The organism is Paenibacillus sp. 2TAF8 (assembly GCF_052114825.1).
GTDB lineage: Bacteria > Bacillota > Bacilli > Paenibacillales > Paenibacillaceae > Paenibacillus.
The window spans coordinates 1-15,095 of the sequence record NZ_JBFRFN010000041.1; the positions used below are offsets into that span (position 1 = coordinate 1).

General features: G+C 40.2%; 8 protein-coding genes. All 8 read left to right on the plus strand.

All coding sequences use genetic code 11. The features are described 5' to 3' along the window. Positions 1 to 266: 266 nt before the first annotated feature. The 8 genes from AB4Z30_RS29540 to AB4Z30_RS29575 all read left to right on the plus strand — a co-directional run bounded on the left by AB4Z30_RS29540 (position 267) and on the right by AB4Z30_RS29575 (position 14,461). Positions 267 to 1,997: a sensor histidine kinase gene (locus AB4Z30_RS29540; protein WP_441931173.1), complete on the plus strand. Its 1,731-nt coding sequence runs from the start codon at positions 267 to 269 to the stop codon at positions 1,995 to 1,997. Then, the gene (locus AB4Z30_RS29545; protein ID WP_441931174.1) at positions 1,990 to 3,585 is read left to right on the plus strand and encodes a response regulator transcription factor; all 1,596 of its coding nucleotides are present in this window, start codon (positions 1,990 to 1,992) and stop codon (positions 3,583 to 3,585) included. Before AB4Z30_RS29540 ends, AB4Z30_RS29545 begins: the two co-directional genes overlap by 8 nt. A gap of 194 nt (positions 3,586 to 3,779) precedes the next feature. After that, on the plus strand, positions 3,780 to 5,069 hold the full coding sequence (locus AB4Z30_RS29550) for an ABC transporter substrate-binding protein (protein ID WP_441931175.1): 1,290 nt from the start codon (positions 3,780 to 3,782) through the stop codon (positions 5,067 to 5,069). A gap of 66 nt (positions 5,070 to 5,135) precedes the next feature. After that, the gene (locus AB4Z30_RS29555) at positions 5,136 to 6,056 is read left to right on the plus strand and encodes a carbohydrate ABC transporter permease (RefSeq protein ID WP_145331247.1); all 921 of its coding nucleotides are present in this window, start codon (positions 5,136 to 5,138) and stop codon (positions 6,054 to 6,056) included. Between the two features lie 2 nt (positions 6,057 to 6,058). Further along, positions 6,059 to 6,880 carry a carbohydrate ABC transporter permease gene (locus AB4Z30_RS29560; RefSeq protein ID WP_441931176.1) on the plus strand — a complete coding sequence of 274 codons (822 nt, stop codon included), beginning with the start codon at positions 6,059 to 6,061 and terminating at the stop codon, positions 6,878 to 6,880. Between the two features lie 26 nt (positions 6,881 to 6,906). Next, positions 6,907 to 9,312 carry an alpha-L-rhamnosidase-related protein gene (locus AB4Z30_RS29565; RefSeq protein ID WP_441931177.1) on the plus strand — a complete coding sequence of 802 codons (2,406 nt, stop codon included), beginning with the start codon at positions 6,907 to 6,909 and terminating at the stop codon, positions 9,310 to 9,312. A 2,584-nt stretch (positions 9,313 to 11,896) separates the two neighbouring features. Continuing rightward, positions 11,897 to 13,390, plus strand: coding sequence for an AAA family ATPase (locus AB4Z30_RS29570; protein ID WP_441931178.1), 1,494 nt, complete (start codon positions 11,897 to 11,899; stop codon positions 13,388 to 13,390). 129 nt (positions 13,391 to 13,519) lie between these two features. After that, positions 13,520 to 14,461, plus strand: coding sequence for an HNH endonuclease (locus AB4Z30_RS29575; RefSeq protein WP_441931179.1), 942 nt, complete (start codon positions 13,520 to 13,522; stop codon positions 14,459 to 14,461). The last annotated feature ends 634 nt before the right edge of the window (positions 14,462 to 15,095 follow it).

Below are 15,095 nucleotides of genomic sequence, written 5' to 3' on the forward strand. Positions count from 1 at the left end.
GACGATGATAGAACGATGTCTTCAATGGAAAGACATCGTTCTATTATTTGACAAATCTATTTTCAGATATGCATATTACAGTTCATGAAGCATTTCATCCAATAGTTCCAGTTCGCATTCCATCTGTCTGATTGTATAACGGGAGAGCAAGGAGTTTTCGGCTTTAAAGGAACGCGGAACCATTCGCTTTAAAGAAAACAATGATGTCGAAAAAATGACGCTAATTAGGTCAGCCAAGCAGCATAGGAGGTATAGAAGAATCTGGCATGAGAAGATCCCGTTCCTATCTACCTGGATACAAATGGTTAAATCGTCGATGGAATAGTTGGAGTTTGACCAAGAAGCTGGTCCTGTTTTATTTGCCCTTATTTGTTCTCCCCTCTATCGTTGGACTAAGCCTCTTGGCCCAGAACTATAATGCTGCGATCCGTACCAACGCCGAGTCATATTCCGATTCGATTACGAGCCTGACTGTAGACAAACTGGAAGCAACCATTCAGACCTATAATAATGTGAGTTTGCAGATTTTAACCTCAGATGAAATAGGAGCAATACTGTCTGAACAAGTCCATAACGAATTTGAAAAAATTGAAATTCAGCAGCAGCTGGAGCGAAGCGTGCTGCCGATCATTGGCGGACTAGACAGCAACCGTATCAAAGGATGTGTATTTGTTACTGACAACAGTACCTTTGTCATCGGCCAAGATGAACAAGAGCCTTTAAGTGAGAAAGGAAAGTCAAATACGGTTACAGCCAATGGGGCACCTTATTGGGATTCTGTAAGGTCAGGTTATCCTACAGATGATGATGTAAGCACTTTCAGATTAGGACGAGTCATTAAAGATGAGAACTTCCGACCTATGGGATATTTTTATCTTATTGTTTCATCTAATGTATTCAGGGACGTTCTTAGCTCCGCTATGGCAGGTTCCAACACTGCTTTTTTCCTAAAAGGTCCGGATAAAGTACTGCTTCAAGAACACGGAATACAGGAAGATACCTTTTCTGAAGTTTTACGTCTTGAACAAAGTCTTGATTACAATGAATGGACGCTTACAGCCGAATATGCTCTAAATACCGTGTATGCGACCGTCTACCGAATGAGTGTTTTTGCTGCTTGGCTGGCCGGGGGAAGTCTGGTCCTTGGTTTGGTTGCCTCCTACCTGATTCGTACCGACATTGCTTTGCCGATCGCGAGGCTTCTTGCCAATATGCGGAGAGGATTGCGCGGCGAGAAGCCTAACTCCCTTACCAAATTCAGAGGGGCCAGAGAAATTACGCAGCTGAATGAAACCTTTATTTCTGTTATGTATGAGATCTACAATCTATTGGGTGAAGTGAAGGCCAGTGAAGAACGCAAACGGCAGGTGCAGTTAAAAGTGCTCCAAAATCAACTTTCTCCTCACTTCATCTACAATACGTTAAATACCATCCGGTGGATGGCCATGATACGAAAACAGGATCATATAAAAGAGATCATAGATGCATTGAGCAATCTGTTGAGATACTCGATCAGAGACACCAATGAACTTGTTTCGCTTGAAAACGAAATTAACGTCATGCGTGAATTTGTCAAGATTCAACAAGTACGTCATCAAAACTTTATATTTCAGGTCGAACTGGAGGATGAGGCGAAACCGTATCGGCTGCTTAAATTTTTGATTCAACCCCTCTTAGAAAATGCTATAGTTCACGGTTTGTCGTCTATTGATCATTCAGGACAGATTCGTCTGGAGGCAAAAGCAGAGAATGGGATGCTTAGTATTCGGGTATGGGACAATGGCAGCGGAATTGGTCAAGAGCGCTTACATGAAATCAAGCAGGTTATGAGCAGCGGAACTGGAAGCCACATCGGATTATTGAGTGTGAAAGAGAGGATTGAAATGTTCTATGGTCCTGCCTACGGAATGAACATTACGAGTGAACGGGGAGTAGGCACTACTGTGGAATTAAAGCTTCCTATCTTGAACGAAGGATGGCCAAACGAAAATGATTAAAATTGCGATTGTAGATGATGAATCCCTGGTTCGGGTTGGATTTCAGACCATCATTGACTGGCATGAAAATGGCTATGAGATACAAGGTGTTTATCGGAACGGCAAGGAGGCATGGGAGGCCTTTTCTACAGATGGCTACCCCGAAGTGCTGCTGACCGATATACGAATGCCTGAAATGGATGGTCTAGAATTGATAAGACGGATTAGAGAGACGGATAAAGAGATGATCATTTTAGTCCTGAGCAGCTATGAAGAGTTTGAATATACGAGAAGATCAATCCAATTGGGTGTTCAAGACTATATTCCCAAGCATCTGTTCGACCCAGATGAATTGATTTCAACACTGACCCGATTATCGGAGAGACTCTCCTCAAAGGTTCGCGCTAGACAGAGCCGGGCCAATGCCATGGATGAAGAAAGGCAGCGATTGATGACACAATCCAGAATACTTCCGGGTATCGTTGCTTTTCCGGCGGATTTCTCTCACAAAGAGTACCCTTTGCTTACAGACCTTTTGAAAGAATCTGCTTTTGTTTGTTGGGTTGCAATTCGTATTTGGTCAATGGATCACTCAGACAACGATGACGACCAGACTGCCTTGGGCTTTCTCCTGCAAGATCTTATGAATAAAACGACACATGCAATTCCTCTTGGCTTTGATCAAGGCATTTTTCACGGATTACTCTTTAGTCGAGAAACAGGACCGGAAGAAACAACGATGATGGCTGGTCTGGTAAAAGAATGGATGGACACAGTGAAGCAGAATCTTGCCATTACAGTATCAGCCGGTATGTCTGAGCATCTGATCTTTCAGAAGTGTAAAGTGATAAGAAACCAAGCAGAGCAAATGATTGACCGATCCTTTTTCAATGGGCCAGGCTTGTACCGCTTTGATGCGAGTCTAAATATTGTTCAGGAGCAGCTGGACATCGAGTTTCAACAATGGCAGCAGCAATTTATAAGCATATTGACATCAGCTTCAGAGGAAGAGTTGGCGAAGTGGCTGGAGGCCGTAGGCAGCGAACTAGAGACACGTTATTCTCCCGATACTGCGTTCCGTTTGGTCCAGTGGATGCTTAAAATTTATCAAAATGATCTATTGAACATAAATATGCTGATTGATACAGAGAAGTCCGATTTTATGAACCTCCCCTTTTATTCAATGGATTCCATCCGAACATGGGACGAATTAAAGTCCTGCTTTTTACAGACGATTAAACGGTTCAATGACTTATCCGCTATCGCCAGGATGAAATCGCAAACATGGCTGGAGCCGGTTTTTCGTTATGTAGAAGCACATTTCGCCCGTACCATTCGGCTTGAGGATGCCGCAAGCTTAGTGAATTTAAACATTCATTATTTCAGTCATCGATTTAGTCAGGAAATGGGAATGACGTTTCTTGAATACCTGACCCAGGTTCGTATCCGTAAATCTATCGATCTCATGAAGCGATACTCGCTTTCTGCTGAAGAGGTAGCTTCCCGTGTGGGATATCCAAACCCGAATTATTTCGTAAAGGTGTTTAAAAAAGTTACCGGAATGACCGTTTCTGAATTTAGAAACTCGACTGGCTTCTCATCTAATTAAATGGAATATTCATCTAATAATTTGGAATGACGATCAACCGGGACATCACTGTTCCGGTTTTTTGCCCTACATCAAATGCAACTATCCAATAATGTGGAATCATAAACAAAAACTTGTTCATGGAAACGCTTTATTTAGTGAACTATGATTATTACATGCTTACAAACCGTTAGACACGAAGGGAGAAATAAAAAATGAAAAAGGGGTTATTCAGAAAAGCACTTCTTGCAGTGACAAGTGTCTCCGTCTTGCTGCTGGCAGCATGTGGCGACAACACAAACAGCTCTTCACCTGATCAAGGCAGCAAAGCCGGAACCGAAAAACAAGTGGAACTAACCGTGTGGGGAGACCAGTCTAACCAATCATCGTTTGAGGCGGGATTTACCGCAATCAATCAAGCATTTGAAGAAGAACATCCGAATATCAAATTAAACTTTCAATTCTCAGGGTCAGAGACAGCGATCGACACGGCTGTTAAGAGTAACTCGCTGCCGGATGTGTTCTATGTTCAAGGAAACAAGACCCCTAAAATGAAGCTGTATGTACAGAGCGCTGCATTGCTTAATCTGGATGATTACGGGCTCGATACCAGCCGTTTCGGGGAAGACCTCATGGAATACGCGAAGGTGGACGGAAAACTATATTCCTCGCCTCCGGCCTTTATGGACTCTCAGTTGATTTATTATAACAAGGACATTTTTGAAAAGGAAGGATTGCAGGCCCCGGCAACCTTAGATGAATTTATATCGTTGGTCGCAGCAATAAAGGATAAGGGAATAACACCCTTCAGCGTTCCCGGTAAATCTGAATTCGAGCGGGCTTGGCTTGCCTTTGCGCTAATGCCTGCTGCCGCTGAGGAAGCATTAAGCAAGATTAATGAGGGGACTGGTTCTTTCAAAGACCCAAGCATAATTAAGGTATTCCAAACGATCAGAGAGTTCGCCGATAAAGGTTATTTCACCAAGGATTTGGCCTCTGTAGACAATGCCGGTGCCCAGCTGGCATTTACTAACGGCAAGACAGCAATGATGGCAGATGGTACCTGGAATGATCCAACCTTCGTAGGCGCTGGAATAAACCTCGGCAGATTTTATATCCCGACAGTATCTGGTGAACGCATTGCTCCGCAAAGCTTCAGTAATGCGACCACTTTTGCCGTATCTGCCGGAACCAAGCATCCGAAAGAAGCAGTCGAATATGTAAAGTTTCTGTCCAGCCAAAAAGCCCAACAGCTGTTTGAGGATGAAACAGGCATGGTGCCGGCCCTGCAGGATATCACGCCTAGAGATGAGGGAGTCAAAGAATTGAGTGCGTTTGATTCCCTGGGTCATAATATTTATTCCGTATTAACGAACATATCAACAGAAGAGATCAAGTTGAATGATATCTTTCTTCAGCAAGTAATGCCGCAACTGTTAACCTCTCATATTGATGGTCAGCAAGCTGCAGACATGCTGGAAGAAGCGCTGCTCCGTACAAAATAATCAGAACGATTTTTGGACGGTTAAGCCGAGCTGCTTAACCGTCCAAATCATTTGGAGGCGATCTAGATGTTGCAGTGGCTTGGAAAGAAACCTTATCTGTGGTTCATATTGCCCGGTTTTATTCTGTATTCTATTTTCGTGATCTATCCCATTTTCTCAGCTGCCCAGCTTAGTCTGTTTCAGTCAAACGGTTTTAGTGAGAAGGTGTTTGTAGGCTTTAATAATTATATTGAATTGTTCACTAATTCGGAATTGAAACGGCAGTTCTTAAATGCGCTTAAGAACAATGCAATCTTAGTCGTGCTTAACGTCGGGCTGCTGATTCCTATACAGCTTTATTTTGCCTATGTAATTTATACACGTGTAAAAGGCTACCGTTTTTTTCAAACAATGATCTTTGCTCCGCAGTTTATTACCACTAGCGTTATCGTATTTCTGGCTACGCTAGTTTTTGACCAGAATATCGGTATTTTCAATGAGTTTCTCCAGCTAATCGGGTTAGGTGAACATGCTCGAAATTGGTTAGGGGTTCCGGGCTACGAGGTCCTTACCTTGTTCATTATGAATGCTTGGGCAGGTGTGGGCTTCAGCATGATCTACTTCGTGGCAGCCATGAAGATGCTGTCCGACGAAGTGATGGAAGCTTCTTATCTGGACGGAGCCGGCTACTGGAGACGGTTCTTCTCGGTCATTATACCTCAGATCCGTTCCAGTATCGTAAATATTGCTATGATCAGTTATATCGCTGCCATGACCTTATTTGATTTCAGCTATTTGCTGGGAGGGGTGAGCGGCGGTATTAACAATTCGATGGATGTGATGACACTGTTTTTCTACAGAATTACTTTCGGAACGACCGGCGCGATGGGAGGAACGGTAAGCACAAACTCCGTAGGTATGGGGACTACCATTGCCGTCGTCATGTTTGCCATCATCTTTGTGGTTGCATTGATTCAGCTAAGATTCACTTATAAGGAGGAGAAATGATCATGGCTGATATCAAAAAGCTGTATGTAACAAAGCTGATCCTCTGGGTGTACTCTTCCTTCACCTTACTTATCCTTGGGTATCTTACATGGAACTCATTCCGCACCAAGCAAGATGTACTGTCCAATACATTGGGCTGGCCCAAGTCCTTTACATTGGAATCCTATGTCAAAGTTTTCCGCAACGAGCATTTCGGCGTCAATATCTGGAACAGCGGATTTATCCTCATGATGACCATCATCATCATTGTAGCTTTAGCATCCATGGTTGCTTATGGTTTAGGTCGTTACTCCTTTAAGTTCAAGCAAGGCGTAATGCTGTACTTTTTGATTGGTCTCATGTTCCCTGTCCAGCTCGGTGTAGTTCCCGTATTTTTGATTATCAAAAATCTTGGACTGATTAATTCTCCGTGGAGCGTAATTCTGGTGTTATCAGCGGGATTATCCATGGCTGTACTGATGCTCACGAACTTCTTCGCCGGCTTGCCAGATGCTCTGGCCGAATCCGCACGAATAGACGGCGCCGGGGAATGGAGAATTTTTTACCGCATTATGTTTCCGCTTGCTTCACCAGTAATCGTCAGTCTGTGCATTATATTGTCGGTTAATATATGGAACCAATTTTTCCTGCCGTTAATTATGCTTCAAGACGACGCAGTCAAAACCATACCGCTGGCAGTTATGAAGTATACATCCAATATTCTGCTTAATATGGATAAAGCACTGGCAACTTCCGTCATTGCAACTATTCCGGTTCTGATATTATTTTTCATCTTTTCGGAACGAATTATTTCAGGAGTCGCTTCAGGTAGTGTAAAAGAGTAATCGATCTGTAAAAAAGGAGGGCACTTATGCGTCCTGATTGGGAAGAAGAGGCAAGCTGGATATGGCACCCTCATTGGAAGGAAGAAGATGAAGCCAAGGAAGGCGGATTTGTCTATTTTAGAAAAACATTTGAACTTCGAAAAGGCAGGCATAACTGCACGCTTCGCATTTCAGCTGACAGCCGTTACCTGCTTTATGTCAATGGTATACCCGTAAGCCGGGGACCTTGCAAAGGGGATCGGTTCACATGGCATTATGAGGAAGTTGAGGTTGGAGAATACCTGAAAGAAGGCACAAACGTTTTTGCTGTTCAGGTGCTGCGTTATCCTTATGCCGGCGAGGGAAATCAGTCTGTATGGCGTACGCGGCTTCCTGGGCTGTATGTGCATGCAGTTATCAGAGATGAACAGAATACTCAGACTGCAGATGCACATACCGATGAATCCTGGGAATGTATAAAGGATGAGGCGATTACTTTATCCCAAGGCGTCTATACGCAATTTCTCGGAATTTCGGAAGCCGTTGACGGGTTCAAGCGTCCTTTTGGATGGACAGAAGCAGGCTATGTTTCGGAAAAGTGGGAGAAGGCCTCCCGATATGTATTCGATATCGTTCATGGGGAACTGAAACCGTGGGAGTTAAGAAAACGTCCCATTCCTTTTCTCTATGAAACTAAACGCAAATTTGTTGGTATTTCCCAGCTCTCCGCAAAAGGAAGCAAACCTGATTGGTTGGAATTGTTGACGTACGAACGCCCGTTAACGATCGCACCTGATTCAATGATAACGGTAGATCTTGACGCCGGGGAGCTGACTACAGGTTACCTGGAAATGGATTTGTCCGGCGGACAAGGAAGTGAAATCAGGCTGTTGTGCGCCGAATGTTATGAGAATCCGCCCATATCGGTCCCTTGGATACGTGACAAAGGGGATCGGACGGACAGTACAAATGGAGATTTATATGGTGATTTGGATATTTATAGACCTAGTGGCCTGAAACAGGAAAGCAGAGAGTTTATAGAGAAATATGAACCTTTCTGGTTTCGCACATTCCGCTATGTCAGAATTGAAATCAGGACGGGAGAAGCACCATTAACGCTTCGTACATTTTCTTACAGAGAAACAGGTTACCCGCTTGATGTCGTCGCCCAATATCGTTCTTCAGATCCTCAGGAAACTGCTTTATGGGATATTAGCATCAGGACACTTAAACGATGCATGCATGAAACATACGAAGATTGTCCGTATTATGAGCAGCTTCAATATGTGATGGATACCCGCTCCCAAATCCAGTTCACGTATATTCTATCTGGCGATGACAGGCTTGCCCGCAGAACTTTGTTTGATTTCTACAGTTCCTTGCTTCCAGAGGGATTAACACAGTCCCGATATCCTAGTGTATCAACCCAAGTCATACCAGGCTTTTCATTATATTGGATTTACATGCTGCATGACCACATGATGTTTGCGGGAGACCGGGAACTTGTCGAGCGGTACCTACCGGGTGTAGACGCCATACTCGGTTATTTCCACCGGAAGATTGAAGCAAGCGGTCTGATTGGTAAGATGAACCCTCGGTATTGGTCTTTTGTGGACTGGGCTGACGAATGGAAAGAAGAATATGGCGTTCCTGACGCAGCCCGCCAAGGTCCGCTGACGGTTTATTGTCTAATGTATACTTACGCACTGCAAAGAGCTGCTGAGCTTGCTGCTTTTACTGATAGAAGGAGCGTTGCGAAGGAGTATTTTGATCGAGCCGAACGTATGCAGCTAGCTGTAAAGGAAAACTGTAAGTCGATCAGCCGGCCTGGCTGCCTTACCGACGGCCCCGGACTGGAGCTTTTCAGCCAACACGCCCAAATTTGGGCTGTTCTAAGTGGGACGTTGACAGGAAGAGAGGCCAGGCATGCAATCCTTCAGTCGATCGAATGCCCAGACTTTGTATCCTGTTCATTCGCGATGTCCATCTACCAGTTCCGTGCGCTTTCTTTGGTTGGTTTGTACGATAAAGTATATGATTTGCTGGCTCCATGGAGGCAAATGGCGTGCGAAGGACTAACAACATGGATGGAAGATACTGTGAGCAAACGCAGCGATGCCCACGCTTGGGGCTCCGTTCCGATTTATGAATATACAACAGAAACGTTAGGTATTCAGCCCACTGCCCCAGGCTGCGAGAAGATAAAAATAAGTCCACGAATCGGTCGTCTTTCCCACGCTGAAGGGTGTGCAATGACAACTAAAGGCTTGATATCCGTACAATGGCAGCTTGTCGATTCTACATTTCGCATGCATGCCACTTGGCCAGAGGAAATCTCATGCACGATTGTTCTGCCGAATGGCCAAATGGTAAGAGGAGAAGAGAACGGCGAATTCAGCATCGTAATGGATTGGCGGAATCCATCGGAATCTGAGATGAAGGAGAGCTTATGACGACATCGGAGAAATGCTAACTGAAGGGTTCATACTGGATTAAGCCGGCCGATGAAGCATACAAGCTGAAGAGTCTGACACCGGATCTTTAAGGAGAATCGCTTTGTTTATCACCGGTTGGCTATATTTTAGAGATGTTAATGGGAAGTTGATTATGGATCTATATGTAGCACGCTCAATTAAATTGCCTTATCCATTCCTGAGAGGCAATAGATCGATACAGAGAAGAATTAGTAGAGTTTTTAGGGAGGAAATGCCGGAGCGTGTGCATTTCACAATAGAAACGAACCCCTGTACGAATAAAGGGACCTATAACCTTGGAAGAGGAGACAGTCACAGATATATGGGGCATTACGTGGAGAACCATAAACTAATACCAGGATGTACTATTCAAATCCGGTTTCAAAAGAAATGGATATCTGGAACATATCAGTGGACCGGAAATCCGGCGGATGAACCAGAACTTCACAATAAAAATTCATCAGAAATTCTTACCTTCGACTTCAATCATCAGATTACTTTGAAAGTACAAAACTTAGGTTCACAGTCATAATGCCAAACGTGCAATGAGAGGTATCATAAATTTATAATAAATTTATATCTACGGTTAACTGTCAGGCGCTGGTTTATCAACAACGTCTGACTTATTTTGTAGCCTAATTCATTTAAATTGGAGTCTATCCCAAACGATGCAGACATTTTTTCATAAATTTTAAAATAGTTGATTAAAAATCAAACAGATTTGTGGAAGTTCGAGAAGATTTTAGGGGGGGATATAGCATAGGTAATCGTAAACAATTCATCGATCAAAACCATGGAATGATGTTCGTTGAGATTTTTCGTTTACTATATTGACTATAGAATAAGTAGAAGCGAAGGATTAACCTATGATTATTTTAATTAGGCCACTAATATAAGTGTGATTCCTGTCGAGGGACAAGAACTTGGTTTCTTTGCCGAAAAGGACAAGAACATTGTGTCATTGCGGATTAGATTGTTATCTAAATATTATCATGACAGAAATTATGTGGCGAGAGAAAAGCAAAATTCGCTTTCTGAAGGCAAGAACTCAGTTCCATTTGCTGAAAATATTAGGAACATGCCATTAATGTCGATAAGAATATTTTATCTGTTTCATTAAGCTAACGGGAAGGTATCGCCATAACTTCTTCAGCAGTTGTTTTGTGACCTGGTCGCCCTGATTTCGAAGCATAGTTATCCTGATTGCTCTCGGATCAGAAATGTAAAAGTACTTGGTTCAAACACGGTTAGCCTTTGTTTGAATAAATACCCTTAGGCCAGGTATCCAAAAACAAAATCCGGGATCAAACTCTATTTACGTGTGGCCTTTCGTGACCCCGAAACCGCGTATCCCGAGAGAAAGCGTTCTGACATCAGCCAAGCCTGCCGACCGAACAGAGATGGATTCTTGTTCAATGAAAAACAAGTCACCTACCTTTTCGATCGTGGATATTTAGTTTACGGGAAGTTCAATCAGTATGGCAGCTTGGACTGCATCTTTTTTGTCATCTTACTCAAGCATTACGCGCTCATCAATTTTCTGAGTGAATTTGACGTGCCAGATTATACTATCATTACGCGAGACCATATGGTGAAAATTGGTCAAGGAAAGAAGCTGTCGCAAAAAGCATCAACCTGCTAAACGAAGCAGATGCTTTTTTTGCTCAAAAAATTGGGGATGGATTTGCCGTTAGGTCCCCGAAACGAATAAAATACCTAGTACAGTGGAAGCCGAAACAATTTTAGTTCTGGTCTTATCTTAGAAAATCTCACATCACGAGGCTTACGATCGTCAATTACCTTGTGTGTGGAGCTATGTTCAAGCATTATATTATAAGTGGCGGTCAGCACTCTTGACCCCCTTGAGATTTAAATAAACTTCACATATGATACTTTTAGATGAATGGAGGAATGGATAGTGCAGAAAGATGGTCTCACTAGTTTAGTTAATTCACTAATATTAAGAGACTTTAAGCTACCGATAGATTTGAAGGATCGTAATCCTCTTTTATTTGATATATTGAATGCTGCATTTGAGCAAAGGCGAGATAATAGGCAATTGTTACTACCAAATTTCGAAAAAACGAATACTGTTGCGATATTATCTGATTATGGGGGAGAAGCTCCGAAGGTAAGTATCTTACATATACCTTTACATTTGCAGACTATGATTATCTTGGTATGGTATATACAAAGACGAGATCTTAAAGATCCGCAATACGTACGGACTAAATAGCCGTATAAAGAAATATCATTCAAAAATCTACGTTATGGTCCAGTTCAAAGAGCACTAAAAGAATACCTTCACATGATGAACTGGGGGGGGGAATAGTTTCCAGTAAGTGAAAGTATAATTCAGAAATATTCGGATAGACTCATAAACTGTGGTGAGCTATGATGTTTTGAAGGAGAGGCTTATAAAAAATAATTAAAATCAAGACGATTAAAACATGAGTATATTTTTACTATTTGCCCGGAATGTAAATTGTTCCATTCAAAGTTGCAACAATAGATTCTGCATTTAACTAAACATGAGAATGTATATTTGAAAAGAGGTACCATAATGTTAATTAAGGAAGTCTATATAGGTAAATACAAAAAAATAAAGGATTTTAAACTCGAATTTTCAAAGATGAACAATTCTAAATTTAATTTATCTGTCCTAATCGGTGAAAATGGGACTGCAAAAACGTCAATACTTCAAGCGATCACTAATTTGTTATCCGACTCCAAAGAGAAGCATAAGATGCTTGATGCACATATGAAGTACGAATTAAGTTCAGATGAACAATATCTCTTATCTACTATTGATATCCCTATACAACTACCAAGCAAACTAGTTATCTCTTCTTATACACCAATAGAGAGAGTATACATACAAGCGAAATATTCGAAGTCCTCCTATTGCCCGATAATTTATTCCGAAATGGGATTAAGTAAATTGAAATATGTAATTAAAGAATATGTTTGTAAACATTCAAGTAAAATGCATGACATTGTTGATTATATTGGCTATATACCAAGCGCATACTATCTTGAATTCAACATTATAGGGTTCACAACTAATCGTTTCAGAGAAAATTTGTTTAGAGGGCTTTATGATGAGATATTGAAAGTTGTTTTGCCTAATTTAAATCAAAATTTGAGTATCGATGAATTAATTGATGAATACGATTATGAGATTAGAAGTTATGATAATAGTACGAAAAAATTCAGAAAATTCGTGTCGGAATATATGCAGGATTTGTTTAAAGATGATAGATATTATGCACACAAATCTGCATTTTCAATAAATCAGTTGGAACGAGTGCTAGTAGAGTATTTATATGTAAACATGAAAATTAAAGCTTTTTCAAGTGCTTTTTCAAAGAAGCGAGAGACCTATTATAAAGGCGAAGCTCGAAAACTTGTGGATTCTGCTGATATAATTAATTATTTTGAAGGTGAATTTCAATTTTATAATGATATTAAGTTTTTGGGAATGTTTGATAGATTTGTGATTTCAGATTTGTGGTTCTATCCTAATTCTGATCATTCTGATATTATTCCATTATCTTATTGGAGTTCTGGCGAACTAAGTTTATTCCTAAGACTGGTTGAAATAGCCCACTCTGTTTCAGAAAATTCAGTTTTATTAATCGATGAACCAGAAACACACTTACATCCAAAATGGATTAACGGTTATATTAACATCTTAAAAGATATAATTGATGTGAATTGCCATGTAATTATTGCTACTCATGCGCCATTAATTGTTTCAGATATACCCAAAGAAAACATTATTTTATTGAAAAAAAATGGTACTGCAATCTACCAAGATTATATTGAAGAGAAAACAATAGGTTTAGAATACGATGGGATTTTAAAGAAAATATTTGATGTTGAGGAGAAGGAAGGGACAGTTCTAGAGAGCTATGAAAAAAAAATATTGCAATATATAGAAGAAAACAACATTAACTCGGCTATTGAATTATATGATCAACTAGGCGATAGTCCAACAAAATTTCAGTTATTTTTGAAATTAAAAAAAATATACGAGGCAAGGAATGAAGACTGACTAATTATGTATAAGATAACGGAAAACATAAATTTTTTAAAGCCATATCATGATTTTATGTGTACGCTATTAAAAGCAATAAGAATATCTTCAAAGAAGAATCCCCATTATACCAAGGGTGAGTTGAAAGTGAATATGATTTTAATTAATCCCAATGTAAGGGATATTCTTAACAGAGGAGTACTCCTTGATAAACTCTATAGATTGAAAGATTGCCCTATAGATTTATGTAAAGAATATGGAAAGTTTGTTAGTAGGTATAGATCTATACTAAACGGGAAGTGGAGAGGGAGATCTAAATTTACGGATATTTCAACTGAAGAGTTTAAAGAGATACTCATTTTTTTGTATGAAAATTTACTAAAATACAAAACTTTCAATAACGCTTATTTCACAACATCTACGTCTTTGGATGATTTTAGAGCGATGATGTCTCTGAATCAAGTTTGTCCTTATTGTGATATTACTAAAATAAACAAAGATATAGTATCAGTAGATCATTTTTTACCAAAGGCTACTTTTCCAGTCTTGTCCATATTTCCAGAAAATCTTATCGTAGTTTGCAAAGCCTGTAATGAGGTTATAAAAGGAGATACTATATATCTTCCAATAGCACACCCTTATTATGAAGAAGTGTCTAGTTACTTTACTTTTGTTGTTAACGAAAACGAAAACAATGAATTCAAAATAGAAATTGAATTGAACAATACAAACTCAAAGCTGATAAATGATAAAATTAATAATTTTATAAAACTATTTAAAATTATAGATAGATATGAAAAATATATGACGGCGGAATTACAGGACTACCGAACTGGAGTTCGAAAAAGTGCAATCGCAGAACTTAAAGGTATAGCACGATTTAAATCAATAACTCATGACGATATTGAAAGCTGCACTTATAAATATTTCCAAGAGGCTATTATTGACAACAAAAAATTAAAAAGAGCGATGGATGGATCAAAAATTAAGAATGACTACATAAATCAAATTGTTAAGGAGAATGATTATCAGAATGACATAGAATATATAGAATCTCACTTCTTTGGTTTTATCAGTTCTAAGCAATAGTAGTATGTATTTTGATTAACTAAAGCGTTCTACTATTATGATTCTTAATCAATTCTTCTATTTGGGAAGAGTCTTTTGATAACGGTTTATCGATGAAAAGTGGAGCAAGCCTTTATTACAATTTTTTAGGAAGATTGTGGAATGGAGGATCATCATTGAAGAATCCGGATGTATCCAGTCGATTGACGCGATATTTTCCCTGAGTATAGATCAGGTTGTTCACCAATAGTCCGGTGGCATAGTAAGTGGGCAACTACCCAATGCGATTTCAGTATCAGAACTAGCGCTTGCCGGCCGATGAATAGTGAGGAAAAACAATCTTAGAAAGAATCATGAAAACAGTCACTTTCCTATAGAGGATAATTACTATTCTCATATATTTTCACTTCAATTGACACACCTCCCATCATCTAGAGAATCTTTATCATATGATTTTCACATATAATAGCACTGATAATATTTAGAAGTTAGAATAAGTGAGTCAAATATTCCGGATTAACCCCTTAAGTTTGGACACATGCTCTCTTAATCTCCATCTTTCATAGTTTTTCAATTTACAATCGAACTGCCTCAATTGGAATGGGCTGAATCAGGTTCTGGTTGTAGAAATCCAAAGGAGCCAGGTCCTTAATAC